A 14,751-nucleotide genomic window follows, 5' to 3' on the forward strand; every position below is an offset into this window, starting at 1 on the left:
CAAAAAAAGGGAAATTTCCTGCTCTTTTTTTCTCCCTCGATCTCTAAATTCGCTACCTCATCACTGAGGTACGAAGCATGAAGACTGTCCCGGCAAAAACCTGTCCTGCACTGACCCTGTCACCCCTGGCTCTGGCCGTCGTCATGTTGATGCCGATGCATGCGCAAGCCTTCACTGCAACCGTCAACAATGGCGCTGTGGTCGATGGCGAAACCGTTATCGGTGGCCAGCAGAGCGTTGGCGATAACGGCACCGCCAACAACACCTTGATTGAGTTGACGGGCACCCAGGCGGTGTTCCGCGATGGCGTGTCGAATGACGCGACGGTACTCGGTAGTCAACAGGTGCAGAGCGGCGTTGCCAACCGCACGGTGGTGGGTGCCACGGGCTCGCAGTTGGTCTCGACCTCCGGCATTGCCAACGACACCGTGCTCAATGGCGGATCGCAAACCGTACAGACCTCCAACAGTGTTGCCAATCGTACGGTGATCAATCAGGGCGGGATCCAGACTGTTCAGCTAACCGCAACGGCGGTGGATACCCAGGTCAACGAGGGTGGAGTGCAGATTCTCACGGATCTGGGCAGATCCCAGGGCAGTCGGATTCTCAGTGGCGGTGAGCAGCGTTTGACGACCACCACGTTCGGCGGTGCGATCGCCACCGATACGCTCATCGACGGTGGTGTGCAAAACGTCTATGGCCGCGGCACGGCCAACAACAGCACGGTCCGCAATGGCGGGCAGGTCAATCTGTATGCCGACGCTCAGGCCAACGGGTTGGTCGCCCAAACGGGCGGTACCGTCAACATTATGGAAAACGCGGTGAAGACCGTTGACTCACTGACCCTCAACGGTGGTCGCCTGGCCTTCGCCCCGAGCAGCGATGGCACTTTCAAGACCTTCACGGTCGGTGCTCTGTCCGGCAGTGGCAGTGTGTTGATGAACAGCGACATCGCCAATCAGCAGAATGATTTGCTGGTGGTGCAAGGCGCAGGCCAGGCCAGCGGCGATCACACGCTGATCGTCGGCGATACCGGACATGAACCAACGACCTCCGATGGCCGCTTGCTGTTGGTCGATACCAATGGTGGCAGCGCAAAATTCGCCCTGTATGGCGGCCACGTCGATGCCGGTGCGTTCCGTTATACCTTGCACCAACAGGGTGATGACTGGGTACTGGGCAGCGGGGGAGCAATACCGGTCGACCCGGAGACGCCTGTGGACCCTGGCAATCCGGTGGATCCGGTCACGCCAGTTGATCCGGTCAATCCCGTGGATCCGGTGGGCCCTGTGACGCCACCGCCGCGCCCGATCGACCCGGCGCCGGAAAACCTCTCCAAAGGGGCCAACGCCGCCATTGCCGCACACACCGCCGGCGCCAGCCTGTGGAACGCGCAGATGAACGCTCTGGTCAAGCGCCTCGGCGAGTTGCGCATGGGCGAGGATGACGGGGGGCTCTGGACCCGCGCCATCGGCAAGCGTTTCGATGTCAGCGAGCATTCCAGCCGCGCCTACTCCCAGGACGTCAGCGGTCTGGAAATCGGTGCCGACAAGGCTTTCGCAGTGGACAGCGGCAAGATTTATGTCGGTGGCATGGTCGGTACTGCGCGTTCCGATCTGGATTTCGGTGAAGGGGCGTCGGGCGATATCGACAGCCGCATGTTCGGCATTTACGCCACCTACCTCAATGACAATGGCGTCTACGTTGACAGCGTCTTGAAGTACAGCCGTTTCGATACGGACATCAAAACGCCGAACAATCTGGGGCAAGCGGTAAAAGGTTCCTACAGCACTAATGGTGTCGGTGCTGATATCGAGGTTGGCAAGCGCATCAATCTGAAGGATGGCTGGTTCGTCGAGCCGCAACTGGAAATCACTGCGACCCGCACCCAAGGGGCCAGTTACACCGCCAGCAACGGCCTGCGCGTCAAGTCCGATGATCTGGATTCACTGCAAAGCCGTGTCGGTTCGCTGTTCGGTCGCAGCCTGGAGCTGAGCAATGGCATGAAGGCCCAACCGTATGTCAAAGCCTCGTACATCACCGAGCATGCCGGCAGCAGCAAGGTCAGCGTCAATGGCAACAAACTCGATGCCGAGCTGCCGGGCAACCGCGTCGAACTCGGCTTCGGCGGCGTATTGCAGGTCAGTGAAAAAAGCAAGATCTCGCTGGATGCCGAGTACGCCAAGGGCAATGGCATCGAACAGCCATTCGGAGTGAGCCTGGGGTATCGCTACCTTTGGTGAGGCGGGTTGCCACGTCGGATCCTTCCGACGTGGCGTTGTTCTTCAAAGGGCGTCGGAGATTTCTTGGTATTTTTTCAGACTCGTCCTACATGCTTTGACGACTGTTTTGCCTAGTGTGTCGCCTCTTACGCCGCGAGCGGCGACCTTTTCTACCTCTGTCGAAACCAATGTCCTACAAAAGCTGGCGAATTCTGATTGCCGACGAGGAGCCTGCGTTGCACGCCCGAATCGGCAAGACCTTTAAAGAACTGGGCTGTCGCGAACTGACGCGGGTGCACTCGTTTCGTGAGTTGTTGGGCGTGACCCATTACTCCAGCGAGCCCTTCCAGCACTTTGACCTGATGATCATCAACGCGGGGTTGATCGCCGCCACTGGCGTGGATTGGGTGCGGTTCTTTGCAAGCAATGCACAGATTCGCCACGGGGTGATTCATGACACTGTTCGCGGCCAGCCGCAGGCTCAGACGATTTATGCCAACCACCGACGACAGTTGATGCTGATCCGTACCCCGGACCGGCAAACCCTTGGCCCTTTGCTGGAGCACCTCGATGTTCAGGAACAATCCCACAACCGTTGAGACCTCTGCTGGCGAGTCGAATACGCCATTGGCCACGACACACCATGCTCCCGGCATCGACGACTCAATCGCCGTGCCTGCTCTGCCGCTGCGTGTGTTGGTGTTGGAAGACCATGCGTTCCAGCGCTCGGTGGCGGTCAACATGCTGCGTACGCTGGGTTGTCGCGAAATCTTCGAGGCCAGTGACGGAGCTCAGGCGCTGGCGCTCTTGCAGGAAGTCGGTACGGTCGATGTCGCCCTGTGCGATTTGCAGATGGAGGGGATGGACGGGCTGGAGTTTCTGCAGCGGGTGGGGGCCTCGGGGCAGGTCAAGTCGGTGATCATCAGTAGTTCGCTGTCGGCAGACCTGCGTCGTGCGGTGCATCAGATGGTGGCGTTGCTTGGCCTGGAACTGCTTGGCGATGTAGGCAAGCCTTTGCATGTGCAAGTGCTGGCGAATCTGCTGAGCAAATCCCTCGACAGGCCTGCTCTGGCGCAACCCACGGCCGCTGCCGTGACGCTGGCCAGTGAGACATCGGTTCGCCAGGCGTTGGCGCAGCAGCAATTGCAGGCCTGGTATCAGCCCAAATTCAACCTGCAGACCGGTGAGGTCTGTGGTGTAGAGGTGCTATGCCGCTGGCTCCATCCGACCCACGGCATCCTTTCGCCCGCTTTGTTCATGCCTGTGCTGGAGCGTTGCGGATTACTCGACGAGCTATTGTTTGCGCAGATCGATCAGGCGCTGGGTGTGCAACGAAGTGCCCGTGCGCAGGGAGTTTTCCTGAATGTTGCGTTCAATCTGCACGCTGTGCAGTTGGCCAATGCGCAGCTCACGACCACGTTGAAAAACCTTCTGGCGCACCACGGTGCTTGCGGTGCAGGCCTGACTTTCGAACTGACCGAAAGCGGTCTGCTAGAAGCGCCGGCCACCAGCCTGGAAAGCCTCGTCCGCCTGCGAATGATGGGCTGTCGTCTATCGATCGATGACTTCGGCGCCGGCTTCTCATCTTTGCAGCGCTTGTGTCAGTTGCCGTTCAACGAGATCAAGCTCGACGCCGAATTCATCCGCAATCTTGAGCACGAACCGCGATGCCGGGCGGCGATCAGCAGCACGCTGGCGTTGGGAGAAACCCTCGGTATGAGCGTGGTGATCGAAGGAATCGAGACCGATGCACAGCGTCGTGAACTGTTGGCATTGGGGTGTTCCCAAGGGCAGGGCTACTGGTATGCGCGGCCGATGTCGGGGGCCGATTTGTTGCTTTGGTTGCAGCAGCACGGTGATCGGCGTGACTCGGATGAGTGAACCTTCTTTTAGGAAAAGTCCTACAGAACCTGTCGTGTGGCTTGCGTAGTCTTGCCGCACCCAGAAACCGTGACACCGGGAGATTGAACATGATCAATAAAGCCCTGCGCATCCTGATTGCAGACTCGCAGCATTTCCACCGGATGAAAATCGAGCGTCTGTTCAACAGCCTCGATTACTACCGCGTGGCCCCGGTGCAAAGCCTCACTGAACTGTTGACGCTGGTGGACTACGGTTGTGAGCCGTTCGATGTGGTGGTCATCAATGCCGAGCTGGCGGCGCGTTCGCTGGATCTGCTGGGGTTTTTCCTTGATAACCCGCAGATTCGTCAGGCGTTGATCTACAACGAAGGCACGGCGCCGTTGCAACAGACCTCGGGGTTCGCTCAGGAGAATGTGCAGATCAGTCATTTGATGTTGCCTTCAAAGCAGTCGATCAGTCAGTTGATGGCGCTGGTCGATGTGCCCGCAAAGCCAGGTAAACCGGTCGCTCACAAGCCACACCCGCTGATGCAGTACGTTGCGCATGCATAAAAAGTCTCCGGCCGCAACTGTCAGACCTGACAGGTGCTTTGCTCCCCGTTCCATGCAACAGTCCCTGTGCAGCCACTGAGTCTGGATCAGCCCCCATCGGTGGCCTGCCCGTCAGCCTTTGCACCGGGAGTGGCCATGAAGTTAGCGCTGATCGTCGACGATCATCCGGTGGTGCGTGCCGCCATCCGGATCGTGTTGCAAGCCGAAGGATTCAAGCAGATATACGAGGCGTCCGAAGGCAACGAGGTGATCTCGCTTATTCGTGAACACAAGCCTCAATTGGTGATCCTCGACCTGAATTTGCCAGTGCTCGGCGGGCTGGAGGTGCTGGCCCGGATCAAGGCCAATGATCTTCATTGCCGAGTGCTGGTGTTCAGTACACACGAGCCGATGTTCTATCAGGAACGCTGTGTGCGCGCTGGGGCCATGGCCTACGTGACCAAAACCAATCAGCTGGAGCAGTTGCGCAATGCCATCCGGGCGGTGGTGTCGGGGCATACCTTTTTCTCTGCGCTCCCGGATCATTTCAGTACGCTGAATGCCGTACAGATCACGGAAAAACAGATGATCGAGCAGCTCTCCGACCGTGAGTTGAGCATTTTCGCGCAACTGGGGCGGGGCAAGTCCAACAAAGCGATTGCTGAGGACATGCACCTGAGTCACAAAACCGTCAGCACCTATAAGACCCGTCTGATGAAAAAACTCGGGGTGAACTCAGCAGTACACTTGCGCGATTTCGCCAAGCGCAATCATGTGATCTGAGCGGACAGACATGAGGCAGGGGCGCCGGATTGTCTGGCTGTGGCTGTGGCTGACGCTGATGACCACCTGTTGGGCAAGCGATACGCCGCAGGTGCTGCAAGTGCTGACCCGTACCGGACTGGAAAATGTCCAGCTGCGCCTGGATGAACAGGACCGGCAATGGCTGCGTCAGCACCCGGTGTTGCGCATGGGCATTTCCGGGCCGGATTACCCGCCGTTCGAGATCACCCGTAATCAACAGGAACTCGAAGGGCTGACCGCCGATTACGCCGACCTGCTGGGGCAGTTGCTCGGCGTGCGCATCGAAGTCCGCCGTTTCGCCAACCGCGATGCCGTGATGGCGGCACTCAAACGCGGCGATCTCGATCTGCTGGGGACCTCCAACAGTTTTGAAGCCGCCGACCCGGCCTTCATCCTGTCCCGTGCCTACGCCGAAGATCAGCCGATGCTGGTGACTCGACTCGATGAACAATTGCCCACCGATCTGGCCGGCAAGCGCCTGGCCATGGTCGAGGACTATCTGGCTCTGGCCAGCGTGCAGGCGTTTTATCCCCGGGCAAGTGTGCAGCGTTACCCGTCGGCGATGGATGCGCTCGGTGCGGTGGCCTTCGGCGCGGACGATGTTTATCTGGGCGACTTCATCAGTGCCAACTACCTGATCAACACCAATTATCGTAATGACCTGCAATTGGCCGGTCCGGCCGGGCTGGACGCCAATTCGTTCGGCTTCGCGCTGTTGCGCAGCGATGGGCGCCTCAAACGCATCGTCGACAAGGCATTGACGGCCATCCCCATGGAGCGGCGCCAGCGCATCGAGCTACGCTGGAGCGTCGGCCTCGCCGATATGGCTGAACAGTCGCGGGTGCAGCTCAGTGCCAATGAGCAGGAATGACTGGACCAGCATCCAGTTGTCCGGGTCGGAGCCATCGAAGATTTCGCGCCGCTGACATTTTTTGATGCCGATGGCCGTTTCAGCGGACTGTCGGCGCAACTGCTGAGTCTGATCAGCCAGCGCAGCGGGTTGAACTTCGAGATCGTACGCGGGGCGTCGCTGGATCGGCAGATCGAACAGCTCAAGGCCGGTGAACTGGATGTATTGCCGGTGGTGACACCGAGCAGCGAGCGCGAAGCCGAACTGCAATTTACTCGCGCCTACCTGAATAATCCGTTTGTGCTGGTCAGCGCAATCACCGCGCAGGGACCGCTCAACCTCGATGATCTGGCCGATAAACGGCTGGCGATTTATCGCGGCCATCCGTTACGTGCTTACCTGTTGAGCCGCGTGCCGCGCATCCGTCTGGTCGAAGTCAAAAGCCCCGCTGAAGGCATGGCGTTGATTGCCAAGGGGCAGGTCGATGCCACGGTGAGTTCATTGCTGGTCGCGCGCTTTCTGATCGCACGTCACTACCGTGAGCGTCTGCGCATTACCGGCACCATCGGCGATCAACCGGCGCGCATTGCGTTGGCGACGGCACCGCAGATGACGGCATTGCATTCGATCCTGAACAAGGCGCTGTTGAGCATCGCCCCGCCACAGATGGACGAACTGGTGGAGCGCTGGAGCCACGATGTGGTGGTGGAAGACAGTTATTGGTTACGCCATCGTCGCGAGATTCTCCTCGGTTTTGCCGGTGCGGCGGTGTTGCTGGCGCTTGCGCTGGCCTGGATCGTTTTTCAGCGGCAACAGATTCGCCGGCGCCAGCAATGGCTGCAGCAATTGCAGGAAGCCAAGGACGCGGCGGACGATGCCAATCGCGCCAAGACCACGTTTCTGGCGACCATGAGCCATGAAATTCGCACGCCGATGAACGCCTTGATCGGCATGCTCGAACTGGCCTTGAAGCGCGCCGAGGAAGGCGTGACCGATCGCTTGGCGATTCAGGTGGCATCCAACGCCGGGCAACAGTTGCTGGCGTTGATCGGCGACATCCTCGACATCGCGCGGATCGAGACCGGGCATTTGTCCCTCGTGCCTGAGCGTGCCAACCTGCGTGAGCAGGTGGTGTCGGTGTGTCGGGTGTTTGAAGGGCTGGCGCGGCAGAAGCGTTTGTTGTGGCACATCGAACTTGATGCCCGCAGCAACGTTGACGTGTTGATTGATCCGACGCGCTTCAAACAAGTGCTGTCGAACCTGTTGAGCAACGCGATCAAGTTCACCGAGGAGGGCGAGGTCAGTCTACGGCTGACGGTGACCACCGTGACGGCGGAGCGCCTGACCGTGAAAGTGCTTATTGAAGACAGCGGGGTGGGGATCAACGCCGACGACCGACGACGGCTGTTCAACCCTTTCGTGCAGGCGAGCCATGACTCGCAATCAGCCCGCAGTGGTTCCGGGCTGGGGCTGGTCATCAGTCGCAACCTCTGTGAAATGATGGGCGGTACGCTGCGGCTTGACAGTGCACCGGGTGAAGGCACACGCGTCGAAGTCAGTCTTGAACTGCCGTTGTTGGCTGCTCTGGCTCGCGCGCCAAGTGCTCCGCAAGCAGCGCTTGCGGTAACGTCGTCACTGAGTGTTCTGGTGGTGGACGATCATCCGGTGAACCGATTGCTGTTGTGCTGGCAGTTGAGTGAACTCGGCCATCGCACCGTCGACACCGAGAACGGTGATGAAGGCCTGAAGCAGTGGCGGGCGCAGGCGTTCGATGTGGTGATCACCGATTGCAACATGCCGCGGCGCAACGGTTACCAACTGGCGCGGGCCATCCGCGATGCCGAGTCGGATGCCGGCCGCAAGCCTTGTCTGATCCTCGGCTTTACCGCCAATGCGCAAGCCGAGGAAAGGACGCGCTGCCTGAATGCCGGCATGGACGAATGCCTGTTCAAACCGATCCGCTTGCACGACCTGGCGCAGGCGTTGACGGCTGCCAGTCATTGCGAGAAGACGGTGGACCCCGGCGAGGTGCCCGCGCTGACGGAAATCGACCTGAGCACGCTGGAGCAAATGGCCGGGGATGATCGTGCCTTGATCGAACAGTTGCGCAAGGAAGTGTTGAACAGCGTGCGCCTCGATCTGCAACGTCTGGAGATTTTGCAGCAGGAGCAGGATCGCGCAGGGCTGCGCGAGCTGGCGCATCACATCAAGGGTGGGGCGCAGATGGTCGGCGCGGCGCGGGTGGTGGCGGCATGTGTAGCGCTTGAGCAGGCGTGTCGCGAGACGCACGCGGCGCCGTTGGACGTGGCGAGCGAGACGTTACGCGAGGCCATGGCCGGACTCGCGCAACGCTTGCAAATCTGACGGGCGCCGGCTCAGTCCCAGTGCGGCGCGATGCCTTTCGGGCTGGTCAGGCGATGGCTGCGATCAAGCGTGGCAATCAGCGCCATATCGGCGTCGCTCAGTGTCAGCGCCGTAGCGGCAAGGTTGCTTTGCAGGTTGGCGCGTTTGGTCGACGACGGAATCACCGCGTAGCCAGACTGCATGGCCCAGGCCAGGGTGACTTGCGCCGGGGTGGCTTGCAGGCGCTGGGCGATCTGCCGGATCAGCGGATCTTGCAGCACTTCGCCGTAGGCGAGGGTCATGTACGAAGTGATGTGGATGGCTTGGCTCTGGGCGAACTCGACCACTTTGCGGTTTTGCAGGTACGGGTGCAGTTCAATCTGATTAGTAGCGATGTTGTCGGCACCGACCGCCGCGATCGCCTGTTGCATCAGCTCGATGGTGAAGTTGGAAACACCGATCTGTCGGGTCAGGCCCAGACGCTTGGCTTCGAGCAGGGCGCCCATGAACTCTTCGACCGGTACCTGGTTTTCCGGCGACGGCCAGTGAATCAGCGTCAGGTCGAGGTAGTCGGTCTGCAGTTTTTGCAGGCTTTCCTTGAGGCTGTCGATCAAGCGATCCTCGGCGAAGTTGGCGACCCAGATCTTGCTGGTGATGAACAGCTCTTCGCGGGGGACACCGCTGGCCGCAATGGCATGGCCGACGTCGGCTTCGTTTTCGTAGATTTGCGCGGTGTCGATGGCCCGGTAGCCGAGTTCGAGAGCGGTGCTCACCGAATCAATGACGACCTGGCCTTGCAGGCGAAATGTACCCAGACCGAAAGCGGGAACAGACATGAAAAACTCCAGGGTTGCAGTGGGAATGGGCAGGAGTATCCGCATCCGGATGGTTGAGAAAAACCGTTGGTGGGACAAAGCACTGTTGATCAGAAGTCATGAATCATTTTCAGGATTTGTGTTGTCCGGGCTGGCCTCTTCGCGAGCAGGCTCGCTCCCACAGGAGATCTGTGGTGTTCACAAAATCCTTGTGGGAGCGAGCCTGCTCGCGAAGGGCGCACCACCGATTCAGGCAATGTCACTGTGGGCAAATTCCTCGCCGAGAAAATCAATCAACGTGCGCACCGACGGCAATAACCCGCGCCGCGAAGGGAAAATCGCATGCACCAACCCGCACTTCGGCGCCCAACCGGGAATCAACTCCACCACACGGCCGGCCGCAATGTCCTCACGCACCACTACACTCGGCAAATGCGCCACGCCAACGCCGGCAATCACCGCCTGACGCAAGGCAATCAAATCATCAGTGACCATGCGTGGCGTATGGCGAATCAGTGCCGTGTTGTCATTCGGCCCGAGCAGCTCCCATTGATATTCGCGCTGCGCCGCGCCCCAGTGCAGGCTCGGCAAGCCATTGAGGTCGGCAGGTGAGGGCGGTGAAGACAGGCGTTCGACAAACTGCGGGCTGCCGACCACTGACTGCGTGCTGTTGCCCAGCACCTTCATGACCATGTCGGTGTTCTCCAACGGCGGAAAGCGCACGCGCAAGGCAATGTCGAAGCCTTCGTGCAGCAGATCGACGCGGCGGTTGGTGCTCTCGATAAACAATTCCACCAGCGGGTATTTGAGCATGTAACGGGTGAGCATCGGCCCGACCCACGAGTTGAGCAGCGCTGTCGGGCAACTCAGGCGCACCAGCCCCTGCGGTTCGGAGCGGTTGCGTTCGATCAGCTCGGCCGCGCTTTCGGCTTCGACGCGCATGGCCAGGCAGCGCTGGTAATAGGCCTGACCGATTTCGGTCAACGAACAATGGCGGCTGGTGCGGTGCAGCAGGCGCACGCCGAGGCGTTCTTCCAGTTCGGAAATACGCCGGCTGAGTTTCGATTTTGGCATGTCCAGTGCGCGCCCGGCGGCGAAACCATGATGTTCGACCACTTGGGTGAAGTAGTAGAGGGTGTTGAGGTCTTCCACCATCGTTCTCCATATAGAACGCTAAGGCTGATTTTTGCGGTCTAGTGCATTAATGGCTACGGATTTAAGCTTGATCCATCGCGTCACTCACCCAAATTGGAGACAACCATGAAAAACATCATCGGTATCTACACCAGCCCGCGCGGCCATTGGGTCGGCGATGGCTTCCCGGTTCGCACGCTGTTTTCCTACGACAACCTGGGCAAACACATCAGCCCGTTCCTGCTGCTCGATCACGCCGGCCCGGCCGATTTCACCCCGACCACCGAGCGCCGTGGCGTTGGTCAGCATCCGCACCGTGGTTTCGAAACCGTGACTATCGTTTATGAAGGCGAAGTGCAGCACCGCGACTCGACCGGTAGTGGCGGCGTGATCGGCCCGGGCGATGTGCAATGGATGACCGCCGCTTCCGGGATCCTCCACGAGGAATTCCATTCGGAAAACTTCGCCAAAACCGGCGGCAAACTGGAAATGGTCCAGTTGTGGGTCAACCTGCCGGCCAAGGACAAAATGGCCGCGCCGGGCTACCAGACCATTCTCGACAGCGACATCCCGAGCATTGCGCTCAAGGACAACGCCGGTCGCCTGCGCCTGATCGCCGGCGAATTCGATGGCCACACCGGCCCGTCGCGGACTTTCACACCGATTGATGTGTGGGATCTGCGCCTGAACGCCGGCAAGTTGCTGACGCTGGATCTGCACGAAGGCCGCAATACCGCGCTGGTGGTGCTCAAAGGCTCGGTGCAGGTCAACGGTGTGGAATCGGTGCGTGAAGGGCAGTTGGCGCTGTTCGAACGTGACGGCCATCAGCTGACACTCGAAGCCAGCCAGGACGCGGTGGTGTTGCTGCTCAGCGGTGAGCCGATCGACGAACCGATCGTCGGCCACGGCCCGTTCGTGATGAACACCGAGCAGGAAATCCACCAGGCCTTCGCCGACTTCCAGTCCGGCCGCTTCGGCCAGATGCACGCTTAACGCACAACCACTGCGCTCTACACAGGACGCGTAGGCCGGTTCGCAGGCCAGGGATGGCTGTTGCCTGCAGAAAAGCGACAACTGCGAGGTTGCTTGCCGTGGTCGATGCATCCGGCAATCAACCCAGACCGGCCGCTGATCCGACAGTTGCCCGTCTGTCCCGGGCCTGGGTGGTGCCGGTCGTCATCATGGCTACGCTTTCCGGGCTGCAAGGCTCGACATGTCGCGAACGAACACGAAGCGCTGGAATCCCGGCGCTGACCGTTTCCCCCACGCCGATCAAAAGTCGGCTTCGACAACACGCGAGGATTACTGCAATGACCACTCAATACAAACGTCTGGACAAGAACAACGCTGCGGTGCTGCTGGTTGACCATCAGGCCGGGTTGCTGTCGCTGGTGCGCGACATTGAACCGGACAAATTCAAGAATAACGTGCTGGCGCTGGCCGATCTGGCCAAGTACTTCAAGTTGCCGACGATCCTCACCACCAGTTTTGAAACCGGCCCCAACGGCCCGCTGGTGCCGGAGCTGAAAGCACTGTTCCCGGACGCGCCGTATATCGCCCGTCCGGGCCAGATCAACGCCTGGGACAACGAAGATTTCGTCAAGGCGATCAAGGCCACTGGCAAGAAGCAATTGATCATTGCCGGTGTGGTGACTGAGGTTTGCGTGGCGTTCCCGGCGCTGTCGGCGCTGGAAGAGGGCTTCGATGTGTTCGTGGTGACGGACGCCTCCGGCACGTTCAACGAACTGACCCGTGAATCGGCGTGGAACCGCATGTCCAGTGCTGGCGCGCAATTGATGACCTGGTTCGGGCTGGCCTGCGAACTGCACCGCGACTGGCGCAACGATATTGAAGGGCTGGGCACGCTGTTCTCCAACCACATCCCGGACTACCGCAACCTGATGACCAGCTACAGCACCCTGACTAACGGTACATAACTCAAGTCCTATGCAATAAATGTAGGAGTGAGCCTGCTCGCGATGGCGGAGTGTCAGTCGAAGTCTCTTTGACTGATACCCTGCCATCGCGAGCAGGCTCACTCCTACATGGGTTTTGTGGTGTTTTTGCGGGCGTGTTCATCCTCTGAAATCAATTGCTCCTACACTTGCTCAATCTGTGCGATCTTCTCGCGATTGGCCCCTGTCGGAGTTGTTTGATGCTGTCTCTGCTCACCGAACATCCGTTGTTCTGCGCGTTGATCCTGATCCTCCTCGATCTGGGTTTATGGCGTCTGATCAGTTCCCATGGCAGCGAGTGGAAACTGCTGGTGCGGGTGCTGATTTTCAGCCTGTTCAGCGTGCTGCTGTTCAACGAAGGCCTCAATCCGATGGAGCCGGCGCCGTGGGCCGACAACGTGCCGCTGCACCTGGCGGCGACTGGCCTGCAGATTGGCTGGTGGCTGTTCGGTGCGCGCACCCTGACGGTGTTGATCGGTGCGGTAATGATGCAGCGGGTCGGCCACACCGGGCGGTTGTTGCAGGACTTGCTCGGCGCGGTGATTTTCCTCATCGCGATTATCGCGGCGCTGGCCTATGTGCTGGATCTGCCGGTCAAAGGCGTGTTGGCGACCTCCGGGGCGTTGGCGATCATTGTCGGTCTGGCCTTGCAGAGCACGCTCAGCGATGTGTTTTCCGGGATCGTCCTCAACACCACCAAGCCTTATCAACTCGATGACTGGATTTCCATCGACGGCACCGAAGGCCGCGTCACCGATATCGACTGGCGCGCCACGCGCTTGCAAACCAGTCAGGGCAGCATGGCGGTGATCCCCAACTCGCTGGCGGCCAAGGCCAAGATCATCAACTTCAGTCGGCCGAGCAATATGTTCGGCGTCGCGGTCAGCGTGCAAGTCAGCCCGCATGCGCGGCCCAGTTCGGTGATCGATGCACTGGAGCGGGCGATGCAGGGCTGTCGCCAGTTGCTCGACACACCTGCGCCGAGCGTCGCACTGAAAAGCTCCGGCAGCAGTGGCGCGGAATACGAGATCAGCGGTTTCGTCGCCTCGATGGGCGAGAAGCGCGTGGTGCGCAATCAGTTGTTCGATCTGGCCTATCGGCACTTGCAGGCCTCCGGGGTCAATCTGCTGTCGAGCGATGAAAGTGCTGCGCCGACCAACCTGTCGCGGCCCCGGGCGTTGCTCGACAGCTCGCCGATTTTCTCCACCCTGCGCCAGGAAGAGAAGGACACCTTCAGCCAGAACATGAGCCTGCAAACCTTCCGTGCCGGCGAAGTCATTCTGGCGGGTGGGGAGGTCAGCGATCATTTGTTCATTATCGAGTCCGGTGTGGTGTCGGTGACGTTGAAGCGCCACGGCACACCGTTCGAGTCCGGGCGCATGGGACCGGGCGAGGTGATTGGCGAGGCAGGGATCTTGTCCGATTCCGCATTGCCGGCGGACTTTTCGGCGAAGACCTTCTGCGCGTTGTATCGCATCGAGAAGTCCTACCTCAAGCCGTGCCTCGATGCGCGTCATGACATCCACGACGCGATGCAGACGCTGCTCGATTTCCGCCTGCACAAGGCGCAATCCCTGACCGAGGAAGCGCCGGCGGTTGTACCCAAAAGAGGCTTTTTGCAGTGGCTGCGTAATCGCGCCTGAAGGGTCAAATAGCGAGTTTCTGCTCCAGATGCAAGCGCACCTGCGGCCACTCGTCGTCGATGATGCTGAAGCGCACCGAGTTGCGCTTGCGCCCGTCCGGCATGATCCGCTCATGCCGGACGATGCCTTCCTGCTGCGCGCCAAGCCGCAGGATCGCGTTGCGCGACTTCTGGTTGTTCTCGTCAGTGGTGAACTGCACGCGCACGCAGTCGAGCACTTCGAAGGCGTGACGCAGCATCAGGTATTTGGCTTCGGTGTTGACGAAGGATTTCTGCCAGCTCGCGGCGATCCAGCTGCTGCCGATTTCCAGCTTGCGATTGAGCGGGTCGATCTTCCAGAAACGCGTTGAGCCGAGCACTTCGCCAGTGTCTTTGAGCACAATGACAAACGGCATTACCGTGCCGGCATCACGGCCATCGAGGGCTTTTTTCAGATAACTGTCGACAGTGCTGGGCGAAGGCACCACGGTGACGGTGAGGTTCCACAATTCGCCGTCAGCGGCAGCGTGGAGCAGGGCGTCGGCATCTGAATACTGAAGCGGGCGCAAGAGAATGCGCTGACCTTGCAGCGTGGTTTGCATGGGATTCCGGTC

11 protein-coding genes and 1 pseudogene are annotated in these 14,751 nt (G+C 59.9%); 9 read left to right on the top strand and 3 right to left on the bottom strand.

The window, feature by feature from the left end; all coding sequences use genetic code 11:
• Nucleotides 1-77 precede the first annotated feature (77 nt).
• The 6 genes and pseudogenes from CLU80_RS23440 (at nt 78) to CLU80_RS23465 (ending at nt 8,633) form a co-directional block, all read left to right on the top strand.
• The gene (locus tag CLU80_RS23440; RefSeq protein WP_099758511.1) at nt 78-2,243 is read left to right on the top strand and encodes an autotransporter outer membrane beta-barrel domain-containing protein; all 2,166 of its coding nucleotides are present in this window, start codon (nt 78-80) and stop codon (nt 2,241-2,243) included.
• 167 nt (nt 2,244-2,410) lie between these two features.
• The gene (locus CLU80_RS23445) at nt 2,411-2,821 is read left to right on the top strand and encodes a hypothetical protein (protein ID WP_093432000.1); all 411 of its coding nucleotides are present in this window, start codon (nt 2,411-2,413) and stop codon (nt 2,819-2,821) included.
• Nucleotides 2,793-4,103: an EAL domain-containing response regulator gene (locus CLU80_RS23450; RefSeq protein WP_093432003.1), complete on the top strand. Its 1,311-nt coding sequence runs from the start codon at nt 2,793-2,795 to the stop codon at nt 4,101-4,103. The genes CLU80_RS23445 and CLU80_RS23450 overlap by 29 nt, the downstream gene beginning before the upstream one ends.
• A gap of 89 nt (nt 4,104-4,192) precedes the next feature.
• Nucleotides 4,193-4,636, top strand: a complete 444-nt coding sequence (locus CLU80_RS23455) for a chemotaxis protein CheY (RefSeq protein ID WP_093432006.1) — start codon at nt 4,193-4,195, stop codon at nt 4,634-4,636.
• Between the two features lie 135 nt (nt 4,637-4,771).
• Nucleotides 4,772-5,398: a response regulator transcription factor gene (locus CLU80_RS23460; RefSeq protein WP_099758512.1), complete on the top strand. Its 627-nt coding sequence runs from the start codon at nt 4,772-4,774 to the stop codon at nt 5,396-5,398.
• A 10-nt stretch (nt 5,399-5,408) separates the two neighbouring features.
• Nucleotides 5,409-8,633 (top strand): annotated as a pseudogene (locus CLU80_RS23465) (transporter substrate-binding domain-containing protein).
• Nucleotides 8,634-8,644: 11 nt separating this feature from the next.
• On the opposite strand, the gene dkgB reads toward CLU80_RS23465, so the two are convergent.
• On the bottom strand, nt 8,645-9,448 hold the full coding sequence (gene dkgB, locus CLU80_RS23470; protein WP_099758513.1) for a 2,5-didehydrogluconate reductase DkgB: 804 nt from the start codon (nt 9,446-9,448) through the stop codon (nt 8,645-8,647).
• A 228-nt stretch (nt 9,449-9,676) separates the two neighbouring features.
• The gene (locus CLU80_RS23475) at nt 9,677-10,582 is read right to left on the bottom strand and encodes a LysR substrate-binding domain-containing protein (RefSeq protein WP_099758514.1); all 906 of its coding nucleotides are present in this window, start codon (nt 10,580-10,582) and stop codon (nt 9,677-9,679) included.
• Nucleotides 10,583-10,687: 105 nt separating this feature from the next.
• Between CLU80_RS23475 and CLU80_RS23480 the strand changes: the two genes are divergently transcribed.
• The 3 genes from CLU80_RS23480 to CLU80_RS23490 all read left to right on the top strand — a co-directional run bounded on the left by CLU80_RS23480 (nt 10,688) and on the right by CLU80_RS23490 (nt 14,159).
• Nucleotides 10,688-11,554: a pirin family protein gene (locus CLU80_RS23480; protein WP_099758515.1), complete on the top strand. Its 867-nt coding sequence runs from the start codon at nt 10,688-10,690 to the stop codon at nt 11,552-11,554.
• Between the two features lie 317 nt (nt 11,555-11,871).
• On the top strand, nt 11,872-12,498 hold the full coding sequence (gene ycaC, locus CLU80_RS23485) for an isochorismate family cysteine hydrolase YcaC (RefSeq protein ID WP_099758516.1): 627 nt from the start codon (nt 11,872-11,874) through the stop codon (nt 12,496-12,498).
• A gap of 218 nt (nt 12,499-12,716) precedes the next feature.
• A complete protein-coding gene (locus tag CLU80_RS23490; protein WP_093432023.1) occupies nt 12,717-14,159 on the top strand; it encodes a mechanosensitive ion channel family protein in 1,443 nt (480 codons plus the stop codon).
• Nucleotides 14,160-14,163: 4 nt separating this feature from the next.
• Here CLU80_RS23490 and CLU80_RS23495 read toward each other — a convergent pair whose 3' ends face one another.
• Entirely contained in the window at nt 14,164-14,739 is a 576-nt protein-coding gene (locus CLU80_RS23495) for a GNAT family N-acetyltransferase (RefSeq protein ID WP_099758517.1), read from the bottom strand.
• Nucleotides 14,740-14,751: the final 12 nt, after the last annotated feature.

Origin of the sequence: Pseudomonas sp. 29 (assembly GCF_002754355.1) — a bacterium.
GTDB classification, from domain to species: Bacteria; Pseudomonadota; Gammaproteobacteria; order Pseudomonadales; family Pseudomonadaceae; genus Aquipseudomonas; species Aquipseudomonas neuropathica.